This is a genomic window from Vibrio olivae, from assembly GCF_042428525.1.
Classification (GTDB): domain Bacteria; phylum Pseudomonadota; class Gammaproteobacteria; order Enterobacterales; family Vibrionaceae; genus Vibrio; species Vibrio olivae.
The window spans coordinates 56,462-75,988 of record NZ_JBHMEP010000009.1; the positions used below are offsets into that span (position 1 = coordinate 56,462).

Sequence of the window (19,527 nt, forward strand, 5' to 3'; positions counted from 1 at the left end):
CAATAAATAAGGCGAACATTGCTCCAATTAAAAATAAATATTCACAAAACATGGGTAGTTATGTTTAACTGACGCTATACAAAAGATTATTAAAAAGGATCATAACTATGGCGTTTAATCTACGGAACCGGAACTTCCTCAAGCTGCTTGATTTTTCCGCTAAGGAAATTCAGTTCCTGCTCGATTTGGCGGCCGAGTTAAAAAAAGCCAAATACGCGGGTAATGAGCAAAAGAGCTTAGTGGGTAAGAACATCGCGCTGATCTTTGAAAAGTCATCAACACGTACGCGCTGTGCGTTTGAAGTAGCGGCCTTTGATCAAGGTGCTCAGGTTTCTTACATCGGCCCTTCCGGTTCGCAAATAGGCCATAAAGAGTCAATGAAAGACACAGCTCGCGTGCTTGGTCGCATGTACGATGGCATTGAGTACCGTGGGTATGGTCAAGAGATTGTTGAAGAGCTCGGCACCTATGCGGGCGTTCCGGTATGGAACGGCCTCACGGATGAGTTCCACCCAACACAAATCCTTGCTGATTTCCTAACCATGCTTGAGCATAGCCACGGAAAATCCCTAAAACAACTCAAGCTTGCGTACTTAGGCGATGCACGCAACAACATGGGTAACTCGCTATTAGTTGGTGCCGCAATTATGGGTGTCGACATTCGCTTAGTCGCCCCTAAGGCTTTTTGGCCAGATGAATCTTTGGTTAAGCAATGCCAGGCTCTGGCGGAAAAAAGTGGGGCACGTATCACCCTTACGGAATCGGTTGAAGAAGGCGTGAAAGATTGTGATTTCTTATATACCGATGTGTGGGTTTCCATGGGGGAAGCTCCGGAAGCGTGGGATCAACGTGTCGCGCAGTTGACGCCTTACCAAGTCAACATGTCAGTCATTAAGCTCACAGGGAATCCAGATGTAAAATTCATGCACTGCTTACCCGCGTTCCACAACGATGAAACCACCGTAGGCAAAGAGGTGGCTCAAAAATATGGCATGAAAGGTCTGGAAGTGACCGAAGAAGTGTTTGAGTCTGATTATTCTATTGTTTTTGACGAAGCAGAAAACCGCATGCATACCATCAAAGCCGTGATGGTTGCCACGCTAGGAAATTAAGCGATTTTGCTGATAAAAACCTTGAGGTAATCGTTTGCAGGCGTATAATGCTGGACAATTTGTCTGAGGGATATGAAATGACGCCGAGTCTCATGGCTGCACTGCGACACACGTTCGGTAAGCTGTCTGTAAGCTTACACGGCTGCTTTTTTTCTATTGCTCAAAAATGTTAAAGCCTCCCGTTATGGGAGGCTTTTTTATTACCTGAAGGGAAGAAGATTATGACCAACACGCTTTATCATAAGCACATTATCTCGATACCAGAACTCTCTCGCCAAGAGCTGGAGTTGATCGTAAATACCGCCGGGGAACTTAAAGCGAATCCCAATCCTAATTTAATTAAAAACAAAGTGATTGCGAGTTGTTTTTTTGAGCCTTCAACGCGAACTCGCCTCTCTTTTGAAACGGCGATTCAAGGCATCGGCGGCGACGTTATCGGCTTTGATAGCGGCGGTAATACATCCCTAGCGAATAAAGGGGAAACCCTTGCCGACTCGGTTCGTGTCATCTCTTCTTACGTTGATGCGTTCGTGATGCGCCACCCCCAAGAAGGGGCAGCACGCTTAGCCTCTGAGTTTTCTAACCAAACCCCAGTGATTAATGCGGGCGATGGCGCCAACCAGCATCCAACACAAACCTTGCTTGATCTGTTTACGATTTCAGAAACTCAAGGACGCCTTGATGATCTCAATGTGGCCTTTGTTGGGGATTTAAAATACGGTCGTACCGTACACTCGCTCACTCAAGCGTTGGCTAAGTTCAACAATATCCGCTTCTTCTTTATCGCACCGGAAGCATTAGCGATGCCGGATTATTTGTGTGAAGAATTAGATGAAGCTGGCATTCAGTACAGCATGCATACCGACATGGAAAGTGTGATTCCTGAATTGGATATCCTTTACATGACGCGAGTTCAGAAAGAGCGCTTTGATGAGTCGGAATACGCGCATATCAAGTCAGCTTATGTGTTAAATGCTGCGCTACTAACACATGCACGCCGTAACCTCAAAGTTCTCCATCCGCTGCCTCGCGTCGATGAAATCACCACCGATGTCGATAAAACGCCGCACGCTTACTACTTTGAGCAAGCCGAAAATGGCGTTTATGCGCGTGAAGCCCTACTCGCGCTGGTTCTCAACCAAACACTGTAAGCAAGGAATCTATCATGGCGAAAGAAACACAACTTCAAGTCGAAGCAATCAAAAACGGCACCGTGATTGACCATATTCCGGCGCAAATCGGCATTAAGGTCCTCAAACTGTTTGCGATGGATAAATCTGAGCAACGTGTAACAGTCGGGCTGAACCTGCCCTCTTCAGCATTAGGCAGTAAAGACCTTCTTAAGATTGAAAATGTATTTATTAATGAAGAGCAAGCGAATAAGTTAGCCCTTTATGCGCCACATGCGACCGTCAATCAAATTGAAGATTATCAAGTGGTGAAGAAACTTGCGCTTGAATTACCAGAGCAAGTTCAAGGCGTTTTTCGATGCCCAAATAGCAACTGTATTACCCATAACGAGCCCGTAGACAGCAGCTTTCGAGTATTTGAAAAACATCAAGAGATTCGTTTGAAATGCAAATATTGCGAAAAAGTATTCTCCAGAGATGTTATGGGCGAAGGCTAAGTCGTAACAACGCCGAGAAGTGACGGATTTACTCTTTACGACTCAATCCTTTCGCGGCACACTGTTTTCAGCGTTCAACCACAACATATGGATATATAACAATGACAAAAGTGCTTCATACCGAATCCGCACCTGCAGCAATTGGCCCTTACGTTCAAGGTGTTGATATTGGCAACATGGTGATGACCTCTGGACAAATTCCTGTCAACCCAGCCACGGGCGAAGTCCCTGCGGATATTGCACAGCAAGCTCTGCAATCTCTTAATAACGTGAAAGCAGTGATTGAATCGTCAGGCCTTGGCGTTACAGACATCATCAAAATGACGGTATTTGTTAAAGATCTCAACGATTTCGGTACGGTTAACGAGGTTTATGGCAAATTCTTCGATGACCACAATGTCGCGAACTACCCAGCACGCTCATGTGTGGAAGTGGCACGTTTGCCAAAAGATGTCGGCATTGAAATCGAAGCGATTGCACTGCGTAAATAGCTATCGTGGCTAATAAAAAAGCGAGCACTAAGCTCGCTTTTTTATTGAATGGCGAAGACGGTTATTTAAACCCTTTGACCTTTTTAATTAAATCATAAGCGCTTTGAATTTCCTGAGATTTCTCTTTCGCCACATTCATCATCTCAGGGGGTAACCCTTTCGCCATCAGCTTATCTGGGTGGTGTTCGTTCATCAATTTGCGATAAGCACGCTTCACTTCTTTGCTATCGGCACTTTCACTCACACCCAGAACATCATAAGCATCGGCTAATTGATCGCTTTGGCTTGCTTGCTGCCATTGACCAGAATACTGACCACCTTGCTGGCCAGAGTGCGATGAGCCGCCACGTTGAAAACGAAACGCGGCTTCTTGCATACGAAGTCGCTGTTCAAGCTGTTCAGAAGAGAAACCCAGTCCACGGGCAATCTTATGCAGCACATTGCGCTCACTCGGATGAAGATCACCATCTGCAAATGCAGCTGACACTTGTAACTCCAAGAAAAACTGCAAAAGATCAAAACGTCCTCCCGTGGTAAGACGCACTTTTTCCAACACACTTTCTAATGGAAAGTCCGCGTCTTTTCCGTCACGGAACGCATCTTGAGCCGCACGACGTTGCTCGCCATGCAGGTTCATACGCTCCATCATCGCGCTGGCCAATTGAATTTCTTCTTTCGTCACCTGGCCTTTCGCTTTGGCGACGTGCCCCATCACCGCAAACGCGGCCTTAAAAAACTCTTCTTGGCGCTCAGCTTGGCTTGGACCAGAACCGAAACCGCCAGTACGAAAGCCAGCTTGATTCAAGCGACGCGCTTTATCGAACTGATGTCCAAGAAAAAATCCGAATACGGCTCCAAGCGGCCCACCAAATAAGAAGCCAAAAAAGGCGCCAAGAATTTTGCCAAAAAACTGCATTATGTGCTCTCAATGTCTGAATTTTTTTATCGTAACGTGGTCTGATAGTGCCGGAAGCGTTAAATTCCTTTATGATAGACCTCGTTTTTAATCACGTTCGGTCATCTCTTTTACCGGATCATTCAAGTTGAACAGGATAGTAAAACTCGATGTCATGTTTTCCCCGCACCTTTTTAGCCGCTTCAATCAGTGCAGCGCTATTTGTGCCTCAGACTCTAGCAGAATCGATGCCAGATGCTAGTGTGCAGGATCTGCCCACTACAGATCAATGTTTGATCAATGAGCCCGAACCCGAAAACCCGACTCAGCAACCGATTAACGTTGAAGCAGACTCACTTGAAGCGATAAACGGCGATAAAGCCGTCTACAACGGGAATGTGGTTGTCACCCAAGGGAAAAAACGCATCAATGCGAATCGCGTTACTTTACATCAAAAAGATAACATTGTGGTGGCTGAAGGCGATGTCAATTTTAATGATGGGCAATTTAAAACCGTTTCCGATAAAGCCACCAACAATTTAACCACCGAGCAAATTACGCTCGAAAACACCAAGTATAAGTTCCTTTGTGAACCCGGCCGTGGAGAAGCGGTGTACGTGTCTAAAACGGGTAAAGCGGTCTACGAGATTCAAGACGGTTCCATTACCTCTTGCCCTGAAAACGACAGCTCTTGGCGAATGGTGGCGACCAGCATCGACGTCGACCAAGATGAAGAAGAAGCCACGTTTTATAACCCGCGCTTTGAAATTCAAAATGTACCGGTGTTTTATTTGCCGTTTCTCACTGTGCCAATTGGCGATACACGTAAAACGGGTTTTTTGTACCCAACCGTATCTTACGGCTCCAGTGATGGCTATGAAGTGGAGGTTCCAGTTTATTGGAACTTAGCGCCTAATTATGATTTGCAAACGACGCTGAAATACATGGATAAGCGTGGCGCCCAACTGAACAGTAAATTCCGTTACTTAAATGATTTTGGTACTGGCTCCATCGTTTCAGAATATCTGCCCGATGATGAAAAGTATCAAGACAAAGGCGCACGTTGGGGCGTTCAATACCAACACACAGGGATTTTTGACCAAGTCTGGAAGTTTGATATCGACTACGCCAAAGTCAGCGACATCGATTATTTTACCGATTTAGGTTCAAGTATTGGTAATCGTGAAGATGGCCAATTGATTCAAGAAGTAAAAGCCTCTTATCGTTCAAGTTCTTGGGATGCGTCCATTCAAACGCGTGATTTCCAAATTCTAACCTCTGGCGGCAATACCCCATACCAACTCCTGCCGCAGGTCGATCTCAACTACTACGCGCCGGAATTAATGCGCTATCTCGACTTTGATGTAAAAAGTAAGATATCTCGCTTTGAAACTGATGACGGTAATAAACCTTCGGCAACTCGTGTTCATATTGAGCCGGGCTTTAAAGTTCCATTAGGAACAACTTGGGGGTCGTGGACCACAGAAGCGCGAGTTCTCGGAACTTACTATCACCAAGATTTGTCCAATGTGAATTTGGGCTCAAGTATTTTTGATGGTTATGACCTCAAAGAAGATGTGTCACGTGTAATTCCTGAGTTTCGCTCTCATGCGGGAATTGTGCTTGAGCGCGACACCATCGTCCTTGATAGCTACACGCAAACACTTGAGCCACAAATGCAATATTTGTATGTACCAAAGGAAGAGCAAAACGACATCTACCTGTATGATACAACGCTATTGCAAACCGACTACTACGGCTTATTCCGCAGTCGTCGATACAGCAGTGTCGATCGCATCGCACCAGCTAACCAATTCAGTTATGGCGCTTCGACTCGCTTCTTTGATAGCGCCTATAAAGAGCGCCTTGCACTCTCATTTGGGCAGATTTTCTACTTAGATAAAGAGTATAAGAATGCCAATGCACCAACCGATGATAAACATGACTCTAACTACTCTGCACTCGCAGTCGAGTTAGATTTCAACTACGACGATTTCTTGTTTTATCACGGTGGTATTCAATACGATGTCGACAGCAATGAAGTCCAATTTGGTAATAGCACGTTGGAATACCGCTTTAATGGCGGCTATATCCAAGGTAACTACCGCTATGTGACTCGTGAATACATCGCGGAAACCGTTGATCTCAACCTTGATGCCATCACCGAAGATGGTATCTCTCAAGCTGGCTTATTGAGCTCGTATCAAATTTCGCCAAAGTGGAGCGTAAACGGCCAATATTTTTATGATTTAACCACAGAACAAGATTTGGAATGGCTTGCCGGAGTGCGCTATACCTCTGACTGTTGGTATATCGGATTTAGCTACTCTAACCGTCTAAAAGAGTGGGAACCCGCGTTCTCCAATTACCCAGATTCTGAACCTGAGTACGAAAATGATTTTCAAATCAACTTCGGTATTATCGGCTTTGGCACCAATATGGGAACTGAAATGTCGAGCTCAAACTCGCTCGGTTACGGTCGTCCGTTTATCTTAAATAACTAATGAATTTCAGCCTGCTTTTAAGGTGGGCTTGCAACAGTAGGACAATACATGAAGTTGTGGAAACAAACCCTGATCGCTCTGATCTCGGTATGCAGCCTAAGCACTGCGCAAGCAGCGCCTCAAGAACTGGACCGCGTGGCAGTTATCGTCAACAAGGGCGTCATTCTGCAAAGCGATATTGATGCTGCGCTAAAAACAGTACGCGCGAACGCCGCCAGCAATGGTCAAAACCTACCAAGCAATGACGTGCTTCGCGAGCAAGTCACCGAGAAACTGATCACCGATACCATTCAGCAACAAGAAGCTGAGCGTATTGGCGTACGTATCGATGATGCTCAGCTCAACAGCGCAATCAACGATATAGCCCAAAAGAACAATCAAAGCCTCGATCAGCTTAAAGCTTCGATCAGTGCTGAAGGATTGAGTTACACGGAGTTTCGTGAGCAGATTCGTAATGAGATCGCCGCTTCAGAAGCACGTAATGCCTTAGTTCGTCGCCGTATCAACATTCTGCCGGCCGAAGTTGATAACATGGCCAGCCTACTGGCTCAAGAGTCTGACTCAACGGTTCAATATAAAATTGGCCACATCCAACTGCGCGTCAATGAAGGAGATGATAAATCGGCGATTGAAGCGCAAGCACAAAAATTGGTTGATCAACTGAACCAAGGGGCGGACTTTAATAACCTCGCGTATACCTATTCTAAAGGCCCGAAAGCAATGCAAGGTGGGGATTGGGGCTGGATGCGTAAAGAAGAGATGCCCACCATCTTTGCCGATCAAATCCAGATGCAAAATAAAGGCACCATTATTGGCCCATTCCGTAGTGGCGTCGGCTTTCATATTCTAAAAATCGAAGATGTCAAAGGTCTTGAAACCGTTGCAGTAACTGAAGTCAACGCTCGCCATATTTTGATCAAACCGACCGTAATTCTCAGTGATGACGGGGCCAAAAAAGAGCTCAACGACTTCATCGACCAAATCAAGTCTGGTAAAGCGACGTTTGCAGAACTGGCGCATCAATACAGTCAAGATCCAGGGTCAGCCGCGCAAGATGGTGAACTTGGTTATCAAACTCCAGATTTATACGTGCCTGAATTTAAGCACCAAGTTGAAACCTTACCCGTCGGTCAAATAAGCGAACCATTTAAAACGGTTCATGGCTGGCACATTGTTGAAGTGCTGGATCGCCGCGAAGTCGACCGTACGGATTCTGCATTAAAAAACAAAGCATATCGCATTTTGTTTAGCCGTAAGTTTAATGAAGAAGCCAGTGCATGGATTCAAGAACTGCGCGCCAGTGCCTACGTGGAAGTGGTCAAGGACGACGAAGATGACAGTTAAACGCATCGTCGTTACCGCCGGAGAACCTGCCGGTATTGGGCCTGATTTGGTTCTCGCACTTTCGCAAGAAAACTGGCCACATCAAATCGTGGTCAGTGCCGATAAACAGCTGCTTGCAGAACGAGCCCAGCAGTTAGGTATTGAGGTCGAGCTTCGAGATTACTGCAGTGAACAAGCGCCAACACCGCAACAAGCGGGGTCATTGGTCGTCGATCATATTCCTCTGGCAGTCGACGCCACCGCCGGAGAACTGAATGAACTCAATGGTCATTATGTTCTGCAAACACTGGAACGTGCGGCTGTAGGTTGTATGAATGGCGAGTTTGCTGCAGTGGTGACTGGCCCTGTCCATAAAGGTGTCATCAATCGTGCCGGTGTGGCTTTTAGTGGCCATACCGAATTTTTTGCCGAGAAATCCAATACACCATTGGTCGTGATGATGCTTGCAACTCAAGGGCTCCGTGTTGCACTAGTAACGACACATATTCCTCTCGCCTATGTGTCACAAGCGGTAACAGCGGACAGGCTTGAGAAAATCATCGCGATCCTGCACCAAGACTTGGTCGACAAGTTCGCCATCGCTAAGCCAAAAATCTACGTTTGCGGTTTAAATCCCCACGCAGGTGAAGATGGTGTACTTGGACGTGAAGAAATTGAGACAATCACGCCAACTTTAGATAGAATTCGCCAACGCGATGGTATTGACCTAGTTGGCCCTCTTCCGGCTGACACGATTTTCAGTGAGAAATACCTTCAAGAAGCCGACGCAGTACTGGGTATGTATCATGATCAAGTTCTACCTGTATTGAAATACAAAGGTTTTGGACGTTCAGTAAACATCACTCTTGGTCTACCCTTTATAAGAACTTCGGTTGACCACGGTACCGCACTAGATCTTGCAGGGAAAGGCACAGCGGATACAGGGAGCTTCAAAACAGCCTTAGACCATGCCGTTGACTTGGTCGAAAAAAGCGAAACGATTTGAGAACACTATGAGAAATGATGTCCACTTGGGGCACAAAGCGCGAAAACGTTTTGGTCAAAACTTTCTAAACGATCCTTATATCATTGATGGCATTGTCTCTGCCATCAATCCACGACCAGGTCAAAATCTGGTTGAGATTGGCCCTGGTCTCGGTGCATTAACTGAGCCTGTTGGTGCTCAAACGGATAAATTCACCGTCATTGAACTTGACCGTGACTTAGCAGAACGCCTGCGTAATCATCCAGATTTGGCAGATAAGCTGACGATTCATGAAGGCGATGCGATGCGCTTCGACTTCAATCAGTTGGTGAAGCCAAATAATAAGTTACGAATTTTTGGTAACTTGCCTTACAACATTTCAACGCCACTGATGTTCCATCTCTTTGAGTTTCATAAAGAGATCGCGGATATGCACTTTATGCTGCAAAAAGAGGTCGTAAACCGCCTTTCTGCAGGCCCTGGCAGTAAAGCTTATGGTCGTCTGACCGTTATGGCTCAATACTATTGTAAGGTGGTACCTGTATTAGAAGTGCCACCAACGGCATTCGTGCCACCACCAAAGGTGGATTCGGCCGTGGTTCGTTTAGAACCTTATGAAGAGCTCCCTCACCCAGCAACCAGCTTGAAATGGCTTGATCGTGTTTGCCGTGATGGGTTTAACCAGCGCAGAAAAACCGTTCGCAACTGCTATAAAGGCTTGCTTGATGAACAGACCTTAGAACAACTGGGTATTAATCCAAGTGTTCGACCAGAAAGTCTTACGTTACAACAATTTGTCGCAATGGCTAACTGGCTAGACGCTAAACAGTGATCACATCGATAAGGTCATCGCTCGCGATGACCTTTTATTTATTGCTCTGCACGCCATCAAAGGAGTAATTATGGATTCATCAACCCCGTGTATTAAAGTTCAAGTGCATACCAAATACATCGCTGAGCAGTCTAACCCAGAGCTCAAGCGCTATGTTTTTGCGTATATCATCACCATAAAAAACCTCAGTTCACAAACCGTACAGCTTATCAGTCGACGTTGGCTAATTACCGATGCCAATGGCAAACAGATGACGGTGGAAGGTGATGGCGTCGTGGGTCAGCAGCCTCATATCGCTGGCTTTGATGAGTATACTTACAGTAGCGGTACCGCAATTGAAACGCCTGTTGGCGTCATGCAGGGTCAATATCAATTGTTGGATGAAAATGGCCAAGAGTTCAGCGCTGAAATCGAACCATTTCGCTTAGCCGTCCCTAACGTGTTAAATTAATTTTTTAAGTTGTTCGGGAGGTTACGTGGCCAATTATATTGTTGGAGATATTCAGGGTTGTTTTGATGAACTGCAGGCGCTACTGAAAAAGGTCGCCTTTTCAGTAGACCACGATACCCTCTGGCTAGCAGGTGATTTAGTCGCTCGTGGCCCAAAATCTTTAGAAACCTTACGCTTTGTTAAGTCGCTCGGTGGCAGTGCTGAAGTGATTTTGGGCAATCATGACCTCCACCTACTCGCGGTCTCTCTCGGTATTCACCCAGTTAAAGCCAAAGATAAAACCGCAAATATTCTTACGGCTCCAGACAGCGAAGAACTGCTGACTTGGCTACGTCAACAACCCCTACTTGCCGAACACGATGAATTTGTGATGTGTCATGCGGGCATTTCTCCGCAATGGGATTTAGACACGGCACGTGATGCCGCAAGAGAAGTCGAAGCCATCTTACAAAGTGATGATTGGCGCTGGTTGATTGCCAACATGTATGCTGATCAGCCCAATTTATGGGATTCATCCTTAACGGGTCTTGCTCGCTATCGCTATATCATCAACGCCTATACGCGTATGCGCTTTTGTGACGTTCAAGGACATCTCGATATGGCCTGCAAACTGCCACCGTCACAGATCACCAATGAGCAACTGATGCCCTGGTTTCTAGTGCCTAATCGAGTCCAATTAGAAAAAACCGTGCTCTTTGGTCACTGGGCAGCACTAGAAGGGTACCAAGGACAAAAAGTCGTGGGTTTGGATACCGGCTGTGTATGGGGAGGTTGTTTAACCATGCTGCGCTGGGACGATCAACGCTACTTTACGCAAACCGCGCTCAATGATTAAAAAGGCAGGTCATTGACCTGCCTTTTTACGCGATATACATCTTATTCTTTACGCTCGAAAATACAGAAATCCATGTCGTAAGCGTTTTTCTCATCAGCTTTAAACGACTCGCGAGAGACTTCGATAAATGCCTCTCCCCAATCTGGGAATTGTGTATCCCCTTCTAATTGCGCGTTAATAAACGTCAAATACAGACGCTGAGCTCGCTCAAGACAAGCTTGGTAAATTGAACCACCACCAATGACCATCACTTCAGGACAATCGCTTACGCATGATAAAGCTTGCTCAATAGAAGCAACGATTGTCACCCCTTCTATCTTCAATTCAGGATCGCGGCTAATGACAATATTGGCTCTGCCAGGCAGAGGCCGACCGATGGACTGGTAGGTTTTGCGCCCCATAATCACGGGCTTGCCCATAGTGCAACGCTTAAACCATGTAAAATCGGCAGGTAAATGCCAAGGCATCTCATTGTCTTTACCGATAACGCGCTGCTCAGCCATGGCAGCAATCATGCTAATGATCATTTATAACTTCCTGAATGTGAATCTATCTTTGCCCTTTGAGCTTAAACAATAGGACGGCGACGGTAGAATAACAGCCCAGGCACCGCAAGACCAACCGCAAGACCGGCGATGATAAACATCGCTTTCAAAAAGTTTTCAAATAACGTGGCGATCAGTTCAGGGGCGTAACCCAGATGATTAATTTCAACCATGGCAATCATTGCCTTATAAGCAAACACGCCGGGAACCATAGGTATCAACGCAGCAACGGTGAACACCTTGGGATGCGCCATAAAACGCCGCGACCAATATACGCCCACCATACCAACAATCGTGGCTGCAAAGAAGGTGGCCCACTCAATAGGAATACCAAACTGCATCATCAAATAACGAGAACCGTGCCCTATTGCACCACCGAGTGCGCAGTACTTAAGGGCTGGCGATGGTACGTTAAATACAAGCGCAAAACCGACAGCAGGAATCGAAGCAAAAAACATATCGTTGAGTAAGCCAAGCAATAAATCCATCATATTAAGCCCATCCCCAAACGCCGACGATGCTCATCGCCGCGATAATCCCAAGACAAGTTGCTAGTGTTAACAAGCTGGCCATCACGAAGCGAGCAACCCCCATATCGACATACCCTTTGAGCATATCGGCAACAGAGTTGATCAGCGGAAAACCGGGAACCAACATCAACACTGACGAAGCCATGACCAAAGACGGCTGATTGCCCAACTGATGAATCACCGCTTGCGCCGCAATGACAGTGGTCACAAAAGCCGTCGAGGCAAAGTTTAGTAACGGATTAAAATGACGATGACCGATCTCTTGACGCACAATCATGCCGCATGCAGAAGAGATGAACGTCATCATAAATACTGTCCAATCACCACCGGCTAAACGGCTAAATGCCGCACAAGATAGGCCAATCATCAGTACGACAATCCATCGATTGTAGCGCTCTGGGTTTATATGATTCAGTCGTGTCTGCGCGAGTTCCGGATCAATGATCTTCTTCTCTAACATAATACAAATGCGCTGAACTTGAGTGACAACACGCATGTTAATGCCGCGATCAGGACAACGTCTGGCGGTCGTAATGCAGTGCTCTTGAGAAACCGTAGTCACCACCAGAGAGCTGGCTGTCAAAGCCACTTCCACTTCATCCATACCACTGGCAATGCCCATGCGGCGCATAATATCGCCAACTAAGGTACTTTCAGCCCCATGCGCTAATAGCATTTGCCCTGCCTGTGCAATAAGACGAGAAACGGCTCGTTGCTTGGATATCATTGATTATTCCTAACTCCGTTTAGAACCTAAAAAGATGAGATCATTGTGAACAAATATACACAAAAATGATTTGATTTAGATACAAAAAGAGCCGCTTTAATGAGCGGCTCAATATTAACGATTTCGATTAATCACGCACGTAGATAACGTGACCGTCATCTTCTTCGTCATCCCAGTCGTCCCAATCATCATCGTCTTCTGTGATCACATCATCGCCAGACATCGCATCTTTGTGGTAATCATCCCACATAAACTCGACTTTCTCTTCTTCGCTAAGCTCTTCCTCTTCACGAGGCAGTGCTTCCATAAATTCAGCCAGTTTAAAGCAGAGCTCTTTGGTGCCAGCTTTGTTGATCGCAGAGATCTTGAAATATTGATCTTCCCAACCTAATGCATCAAGGACATTTTGGATCACTTCATCGGCTTCCTCTTCCGACATCAGATCAACTTTATTAAACACCAACCAGCGCGGCTTATTCGCCAATTTTTCACTGTACTGTTCAAGCTCATCCAAAATGGTCAATGCATTTTGCACCGGATCCGATTGATCAATAGGCATAATATCGATCATATGCAGTAACACTCGGCAACGCTCAAGGTGTTTCAAAAAGCGGATACCAAGACCTGCGCCATCTGCAGCACCTTCGATAAGCCCTGGAATATCAGCAACCACAAAGCTTTTCTCGGGAACCACACTCACCACGCCAAGGCTTGGAATCAAGGTTGTAAATGGGTAGTCCGCAACTTTTGGCTTCGCCGCCGAGACGGAACGGATAAATGTCGATTTACCCGCATTAGGAAGGCCAAGCATACCAACGTCAGCCAGGAGTAATAGCTCCAAGCGCAACTCGCGAACTTCACCTTTAGTCCCCATGGTTTTTTGGCGTGGTGCACGGTTAACTGATGATTTAAAACGGGTATTCCCTAAACCATGCCAGCCACCTTTAGCGACCATGACCTTTTTACCGTGTTCGGCAACCTCACCAACGATTTCATTGGTGTGAATATCCACAGCTCGAGTTCCCACAGGCACTTTCATTACGATGTCTTTACCGCGTTTTCCGGTACAGTTACCACCGCGACCATTCTCACCACGCTCAGCTTCATAAAAGCGCTGGAATCGGTAGTCAATTAGGGTATTGAGGTTCTCATCCGCTTGGATATACACGTCACCACCGTCACCACCGTCACCGCCATCAGGGCCACCCTTAGTGACAAATTTTTCACGCCAAAAGCTGACGATACCGTTACCGCCATCACCGGCTTGAACTTTAATTGCCGCTTCATCAACGAATTTCATTTCATACTCCGCATATTGCGTTGCGATATCACTGCGATAGCAATGATATAAATTCTAGCAGACCTAAGCGTTAGATCGATCACCTTAGATCTTGAGGTCGCTAATACAAGAAACCAATAACTCACCTTTCTCACCACTAAAAAGGTGGGTTATTGATTCATCTTGACCAATAAAAAACCCTGCCGAATTGGCAGGGCTTTTGAATTCAGCTTAAAACCTAAATTATTCAGCTTCGATGCTTACAAATTTACGGTTTTTAGGACCTTTCACTTCAAATTTCACTTTGCCTTCAGCAAGAGCGAAAAGAGTGTGGTCTTTACCGATGCCAACGTTGTTGCCAGCGTGGAATTTAGTACCACGTTGACGAACGATGATGTTACCTGCAAGTACAGATTCGCCACCGAAACGTTTTACACCAAGACGTTTGCTTTCTGAATCGCGGCCGTTACGAGTAGAACCGCCAGCTTTTTTGTGTGCCATTGTTAAACTCTCCTACAAGTTCTTAAGCGTTGATGCCTGTGATTTTCACTTCAGTGAACCACTGACGATGGCCTTGCTGCTTACGAGAGTGCTTACGACGACGGAACTTAACGATTTTTACTTTATCGCCACGACCGTGTTGTACAACTTCAGCAGTTACTTTGCCACCAGCTACAAGAGGTGCACCAACAGTGATTTCTTCACCGTTAGCAACAAGTAGAACTTTATCAAATTCAACTGTTGCACCAGTTTCAACGTCTAATTTCTCTAAACGAAGAGTTTGACCTTCGCTTACACGGTGTTGTTTACCACCAGATTGGAAAACAGCGTACATATTTTACTCCGCTTTTTCCGCACAGCCTTATGAATATTCTCTTTCGGGTGTGCGCTAAACTAATCATCAATAGGGCGCAGATTCTACAGAAAGGATCTGACCATGACAAGCCATATTTTAAAATAATTGGCGAAAATGCACTCGCCAAACAAAAGTGCCGCAATCATGCCCTTAAAGCATGTATTTATCAACGGTTTTTAGTGTATTATTCAACGAATAAAGTCGATAAAAATACCTTACAGGTACTAACCTCAGCCGGATATATCATGGATTTTAAAGCTATCCAATCGCTGACTGCCGATGACATGGCAAAAGTGAATGAAACTATTCATGCCCAACTGAATTCTGACGTTTCTCTTATTAATCAACTTGGTTTCTATATCATCAGTGGTGGTGGTAAACGTCTGCGCCCTCTTTTGGCCATTTTATCCGCCCGAGCTTTGGGTTACCAAGGCCAAGGGCATACACTCGCAGCAGCCTTTATAGAATTTATTCATACTGCCACTTTGTTGCATGACGACGTGGTTGATGAATCAGACATGAGGCGTGGCAAAGCCACCGCTAACGCCGCATTTGGTAACGCCGCCAGCGTATTGGTTGGTGACTTCATCTACACTCGCTCTTTTCAAATGATGACAGAGCTAGGATCGATGAAGATCCTTAAATTGATGAGTGATTCGGTGAACGTCATTGCCGAAGGCGAAGTGCAACAATTGATGAACTGTAACGATCCCGATACGACCGAAGAGAGTTACATGGAAGTCATTTATTCAAAAACCGCTCGTCTCTTTGAAGCGGCAAGCCAGATAGGCGCTATTTTGACCGACTCCTCGCCTGAGATTGAAACCGCACTGCAAAATTACGGTAAATACTTAGGAACCGCTTTCCAGCTCATCGATGATGTGATGGATTACACTTCGGATGGCGAAGAAATGGGCAAAAACGTGGGGGATGATCTCGCGGAAGGCAAGCCAACGTTACCTCTGCTTCATGCGATGCGTCATGGAAATAGCGAGCAAACGGCCATGATTCGCGATGCGATTGAACACGCTAACGGTATGGATAGACTCAATGAGATCCTTGCCGCGATGGATCAAGCTGGCTCTCTGGCTTACACCACAGAGAAAGCGCTACAAGAAGCCGATAAAGCGATTGCAGAGTTAGCGGTGTTACCTGAGTCGGACTACAAACAAGCGCTTGTTACGTTGGCGCATTTGGCTGTGAATCGCTCAAAATAACACATAGCGAAAGTGCACCATCGCTAACGATCGATGACGATCAAAAAAGCCGACGCAATGTCGGCTTTTTCTATATAAATAGAGTGCGTCGTTAGACGAAGTCGATACCTGTTTGAATATCGCCTTTCAAAGTATCAAGCATACCTTCCAGCGCAGCTTGCTCATAAGCACTCAACTCGCCGTAACTTAGGATTGCTTCTGCCCCCTGCTTGCCGAGTTTTACTGGTTGAGCAAAGAATGGAGCATGTTCGCCTTCACCTTCAACATAAGCACATTCGATCACATTCTCTTCACCTTGCAGTGCTTTCACTAAAGCAATACCAAAACGACATGCAGCTTGCCCCATTGAAAGTGTTGCTGAGCCACCACCCGCTTTGGCTTCAACCACTTCAGTACCTGCGTTCTGAATACGTTTAGTCAAGGCATCGACTTCCTCAGCGGTAAACTCAACCCCTTCGACTTGGGATAGCAGCGGTAGAATGGTAACCCCGGAGTGACCACCGATGACAGGAACTTGAACATCACTTGGATCTTTTCCTTTAAGTTCAGCCACAAAAGTTTCAGAACGGATAACATCCAGAGTCGTCACACCAAATAGACGGCGCTTATCATAAACACCTGCTTTCTTTAGAACTTCAGCTGCGATAGGTACCGTTGTATTCACTGGGTTGGTGATGATTCCAACACACGCGGTTGGGCACACGACGGCAATTTTTTCCGCCAGAGATTTAACAATTCCAGCATTTACGTTGAAAAGATCCGCACGATCCATACCCGGCTTACGTGCAACACCGGCTGAAATCAAGACCACATCAGCACCTTCAAGTGCTGGTGTTGGATCTTCTCCAGCGTAACCTTTAATGCTAACAGGGGTTGGAATATGGCTAAGATCGGCAGCGACACCCGGAGTAACAGGGGCGATGTCATAAAGGGCAAGATCAGATCCAGCAGGAAGACGATTTTTAAGTAGTAGGGCGAGGGCTTGACCGATGCCGCCAGCGGCACCAATAACGGCGACTTTCATTGTTCTTCTCCTTGAGATGACTCTCTTATAAATATAGTTAGGCTAATCTAAATCAGGAAAATTAAAGCTATAGTAATCACATACTGATTACAAACAATTAACGTCATCTTTGCGACGTTGCGCAACCCAGAAATTACGTGGTACGCGGTGGTTATCCGTATCCCATACCTTGGTTTAAGTTCGCCTTGTCAACATTTAAATATCCGCAATGTTTACAGTGATGTGTTAGACAGATTTTACCTTAGTGATTGGTACTGACTGCATAGCTATGCGAGAATATTCACTTCTTTTTTTGGAATTCGACTGGAAATACCATGCGTAATTCAGACAAACAAGACAATCTCGTTCGTGCTTTTAAATCACTACTAAAAGAAGAGCGCTTTGGCTCTCAAGGCGATATTGTCGATGCCCTCAAAAGTGAAGGCTTTGATAACATCAACCAATCTAAAGTATCTCGTATGCTGACCAAGTTTGGAGCGGTTCGAACTCGTAACGCAAAAATGGAAATGGTTTACTGCCTACCCGCAGAACTTGGAGTACCTACCGTTTCAAGTTCGTTGCGTGAGCTAGTACTGGATATCGACCACAACGATGCATTAGTTGTTATTCATACAGGCCCTGGCGCCGCGCAATTGATTGCCCGCCTACTCGACTCTTTAGGTAAATCAGAAGGGATCTTAGGTGTGGTTGCGGGTGACGACACCATTTTCATCACGCCAACATTGAGCACCAGCGCAAAAGAGCTTTTTCACTCCGTATGCGAACTCTTTGAATATTCGGGGTAATTACTCAAAATCGTCGGTTTTCTGTCTAAATCACACTGACATTAGTGTGATTTATATCACACTACAAATAAATTTGTCATTCCTTGCCAACCTACACTAACTCATTGAGTAAGCACAAATTTATTCCAAACTAAACGCGTAGAACCTCAGTAATAAATTAGTCATTCTTACTAGAATTTGTCAGTTTCTCGTCATTATCTATTGTTTTTTGGTATTATTCTGCGACTTTTTCAACAGATGGATTGAAAAAGATGCCCGTTTTCACCTAGAAAACGCCCAAGCATCTACACTTGCTTAGGGACAATAATGAATAAGGAAGGATAATTCATGGCATTTAGCAAACTAGTAAAAGTCGGCGCACTTGCAGCGGCTGTTATAGGTGCCGGCGCTGCCAACGCACAAGAGTTTATTACCATTGGTACAGGTTCTGTTACTGGGGTTTACTACCCAACTGGTGGCGCGATCTGTAAGTTGGTGAACAAAGGACGTAAGGACCACAACATCCGTTGTTCAGTAGAATCAACTGGCGGCTCTATTTATAACGTTAATACCATCCGTGCGGGTGAATTGGACTTCGGTATTGTTCAATCAGACTGGCAGTACCATGGCTACAACGGTACGAGTAAGTTCGAAGAACAAGGTCCATACAAAAAACTTCGCGCAGTTTTCTCTCTACATACTGAACCTTTCAACGTTATTGCCCGCACCGATGCAGGCATCAACAACGTGAAAGATCTTGAAGGTAAACGCGTCAACATCGGTAACCCAGGTTCTGGTGACCGTGCAACCATGGGTGTTGTCATGGACGCAATGGGCTGGACAAACGACAGCTTTAAACTTGCTTCTGAGCTAAAAGGCTCTGAACGTTCACAAGCACTGTGTGACAACAAAATTGATGCGTTCGTCTATGTAGTTGGTCATCCAAATGGATCAATCAAAGAAGCAACCACCTCTTGTGATGCAAAACTGGTTCCTGTGACCGGCCCTGAAATCGACAAGATTGTTTCAGACAATCCATACTACGCATACTCAAACGTGCCAGCTGGCATGTACCGCGGAACCGATCAGGATGTGAAAAGCTTTGGTGTAGCTGCCACCCTAGTGACCACTTCAGATGTTTCTGAAGACGCGGTATACAATGTTGTGAAGTCCGTGTTTGAAAATTTTGACACCTTCAAACGCCTACATCCAGCATTTGCGAACTTAAGCAAAGAAGACATGGTGAAAGCAGGTATCTCAATTCCTCTTCATCCTGGCGCTATCAAATACTATAAAGAAGCGGGTCTATTAAAATAATAGAATCCGAACAACAAGGAGATGGTTCTGTCACCATCTCCTTATAAATAAAAAGCCTAATTTCAATAACAAATCAAAAATTGGGTATTCTCCTTTTCGAATCCCACTCTCTCTTAATCTCTATACAACAAGACAAACCGTTCCGCGTTGATTTGGTCTTTAACTAGACTTGAAAAGCAACACGAACATAGATACTCGCTGTTAAGCGATAAT

21 protein-coding genes are annotated in these 19,527 nt (G+C 45.6%); 13 read left to right on the plus strand and 8 right to left on the minus strand.

Annotated elements, in window-relative coordinates:
- The first annotated feature begins 107 nt into the window (after positions 1 to 107).
- The 4 genes from argF (at position 108) to ACFFUV_RS19355 (ending at position 3,230) form a co-directional block, all read left to right on the plus strand.
- The gene (gene argF, locus ACFFUV_RS19340) at positions 108 to 1,112 is read left to right on the plus strand and encodes an ornithine carbamoyltransferase (RefSeq protein WP_390196143.1); all 1,005 of its coding nucleotides are present in this window, start codon (positions 108 to 110) and stop codon (positions 1,110 to 1,112) included.
- Positions 1,113 to 1,333: 221 nt separating this feature from the next.
- A complete protein-coding gene (pyrB, locus tag ACFFUV_RS19345) occupies positions 1,334 to 2,263 on the plus strand; it encodes an aspartate carbamoyltransferase (RefSeq protein ID WP_390196145.1) in 930 nt (309 codons plus the stop codon).
- Positions 2,264 to 2,277: 14 nt separating this feature from the next.
- Entirely contained in the window at positions 2,278 to 2,739 is a 462-nt protein-coding gene (pyrI, locus tag ACFFUV_RS19350) for an aspartate carbamoyltransferase regulatory subunit (protein ID WP_390196148.1), read from the plus strand.
- A gap of 101 nt (positions 2,740 to 2,840) precedes the next feature.
- Entirely contained in the window at positions 2,841 to 3,230 is a 390-nt protein-coding gene (locus ACFFUV_RS19355) for a RidA family protein (RefSeq protein WP_390196151.1), read from the plus strand.
- Positions 3,231 to 3,291: 61 nt separating this feature from the next.
- Here the strand turns inward: ACFFUV_RS19355 and djlA are convergent, their stop codons facing one another.
- Entirely contained in the window at positions 3,292 to 4,146 is an 855-nt protein-coding gene (gene djlA / locus ACFFUV_RS19360; RefSeq protein ID WP_390196154.1) for a co-chaperone DjlA, read from the minus strand.
- Positions 4,147 to 4,295: 149 nt separating this feature from the next.
- Between djlA and lptD the strand changes: the two genes are divergently transcribed.
- From lptD to apaH, 6 genes are all read left to right on the plus strand, one after another.
- The gene (lptD, locus tag ACFFUV_RS19365) at positions 4,296 to 6,629 is read left to right on the plus strand and encodes an LPS assembly protein LptD (RefSeq protein ID WP_390196157.1); all 2,334 of its coding nucleotides are present in this window, start codon (positions 4,296 to 4,298) and stop codon (positions 6,627 to 6,629) included.
- Between the two features lie 48 nt (positions 6,630 to 6,677).
- Entirely contained in the window at positions 6,678 to 7,973 is a 1,296-nt protein-coding gene (gene surA, locus ACFFUV_RS19370; protein WP_390196160.1) for a peptidylprolyl isomerase SurA, read from the plus strand.
- Entirely contained in the window at positions 7,963 to 8,958 is a 996-nt protein-coding gene (pdxA, locus tag ACFFUV_RS19375) for a 4-hydroxythreonine-4-phosphate dehydrogenase PdxA (RefSeq protein WP_390196163.1), read from the plus strand. The genes surA and pdxA overlap by 11 nt, the downstream gene beginning before the upstream one ends.
- 7 nt (positions 8,959 to 8,965) lie before the next feature.
- A complete protein-coding gene (rsmA, locus tag ACFFUV_RS19380; RefSeq protein WP_390196166.1) occupies positions 8,966 to 9,769 on the plus strand; it encodes a 16S rRNA (adenine(1518)-N(6)/adenine(1519)-N(6))-dimethyltransferase RsmA in 804 nt (267 codons plus the stop codon).
- 70 nt (positions 9,770 to 9,839) lie between these two features.
- Complete coding sequence (apaG, locus tag ACFFUV_RS19385; RefSeq protein WP_390196168.1) at positions 9,840 to 10,220, plus strand: Co2+/Mg2+ efflux facilitator ApaG/CorD; 381 nt, start codon at positions 9,840 to 9,842, stop codon at positions 10,218 to 10,220.
- 25 nt (positions 10,221 to 10,245) lie between these two features.
- Positions 10,246 to 11,055, plus strand: a complete 810-nt coding sequence (gene apaH, locus ACFFUV_RS19390; RefSeq protein ID WP_390196171.1) for a bis(5'-nucleosyl)-tetraphosphatase (symmetrical) ApaH — start codon at positions 10,246 to 10,248, stop codon at positions 11,053 to 11,055.
- A 41-nt stretch (positions 11,056 to 11,096) separates the two neighbouring features.
- On the opposite strand, the gene folA is transcribed toward apaH, so the two are convergent.
- The 6 genes from folA to rplU all read right to left on the minus strand — a co-directional run bounded on the left by folA (position 11,097) and on the right by rplU (position 14,971).
- Positions 11,097 to 11,582, minus strand: coding sequence for a type 3 dihydrofolate reductase (gene folA, locus ACFFUV_RS19395; RefSeq protein WP_390196174.1), 486 nt, complete (start codon positions 11,580 to 11,582; stop codon positions 11,097 to 11,099).
- Positions 11,583 to 11,623: 41 nt separating this feature from the next.
- A complete protein-coding gene (locus tag ACFFUV_RS19400) occupies positions 11,624 to 12,091 on the minus strand; it encodes a threonine/serine exporter family protein (protein ID WP_390196177.1) in 468 nt (155 codons plus the stop codon).
- A gap of 1 nt (position 12,092) precedes the next feature.
- Positions 12,093 to 12,857 carry a threonine/serine exporter family protein gene (locus ACFFUV_RS19405; protein WP_390196179.1) on the minus strand — a complete coding sequence of 255 codons (765 nt, stop codon included), beginning with the start codon at positions 12,855 to 12,857 and terminating at the stop codon, positions 12,093 to 12,095.
- Between the two features lie 127 nt (positions 12,858 to 12,984).
- On the minus strand, positions 12,985 to 14,157 hold the full coding sequence (cgtA, locus tag ACFFUV_RS19410) for an Obg family GTPase CgtA (protein ID WP_390196182.1): 1,173 nt from the start codon (positions 14,155 to 14,157) through the stop codon (positions 12,985 to 12,987).
- A gap of 222 nt (positions 14,158 to 14,379) precedes the next feature.
- Entirely contained in the window at positions 14,380 to 14,637 is a 258-nt protein-coding gene (rpmA, locus tag ACFFUV_RS19415; protein ID WP_076586054.1) for a 50S ribosomal protein L27, read from the minus strand.
- A 22-nt stretch (positions 14,638 to 14,659) separates the two neighbouring features.
- On the minus strand, positions 14,660 to 14,971 hold the full coding sequence (gene rplU / locus ACFFUV_RS19420; RefSeq protein WP_093274434.1) for a 50S ribosomal protein L21: 312 nt from the start codon (positions 14,969 to 14,971) through the stop codon (positions 14,660 to 14,662).
- Positions 14,972 to 15,237: 266 nt separating this feature from the next.
- Between rplU and ispB the strand changes: the two genes are divergently transcribed.
- A complete protein-coding gene (ispB, locus tag ACFFUV_RS19425) occupies positions 15,238 to 16,209 on the plus strand; it encodes an octaprenyl diphosphate synthase (protein ID WP_390196190.1) in 972 nt (323 codons plus the stop codon).
- Positions 16,210 to 16,300: 91 nt separating this feature from the next.
- On the opposite strand, the gene mdh is transcribed toward ispB, so the two are convergent.
- Positions 16,301 to 17,233 (minus strand): malate dehydrogenase, encoded by a 933-nt coding sequence (gene mdh / locus ACFFUV_RS19430; RefSeq protein ID WP_390196193.1) that lies wholly within the window; start codon positions 17,231 to 17,233, stop codon positions 16,301 to 16,303.
- Positions 17,234 to 17,547: 314 nt separating this feature from the next.
- Here mdh and argR point away from each other — a divergent pair, with 314 nt between their 5' ends.
- Both argR and ACFFUV_RS19440 read left to right on the plus strand, forming a co-directional pair.
- Positions 17,548 to 18,018 (plus strand): transcriptional regulator ArgR, encoded by a 471-nt coding sequence (gene argR, locus ACFFUV_RS19435; RefSeq protein WP_390196196.1) that lies wholly within the window; start codon positions 17,548 to 17,550, stop codon positions 18,016 to 18,018.
- Positions 18,019 to 18,345: 327 nt separating this feature from the next.
- A complete protein-coding gene (locus ACFFUV_RS19440; protein ID WP_390196199.1) occupies positions 18,346 to 19,314 on the plus strand; it encodes a TAXI family TRAP transporter solute-binding subunit in 969 nt (322 codons plus the stop codon).
- The last annotated feature ends 213 nt before the right edge of the window (positions 19,315 to 19,527 follow it).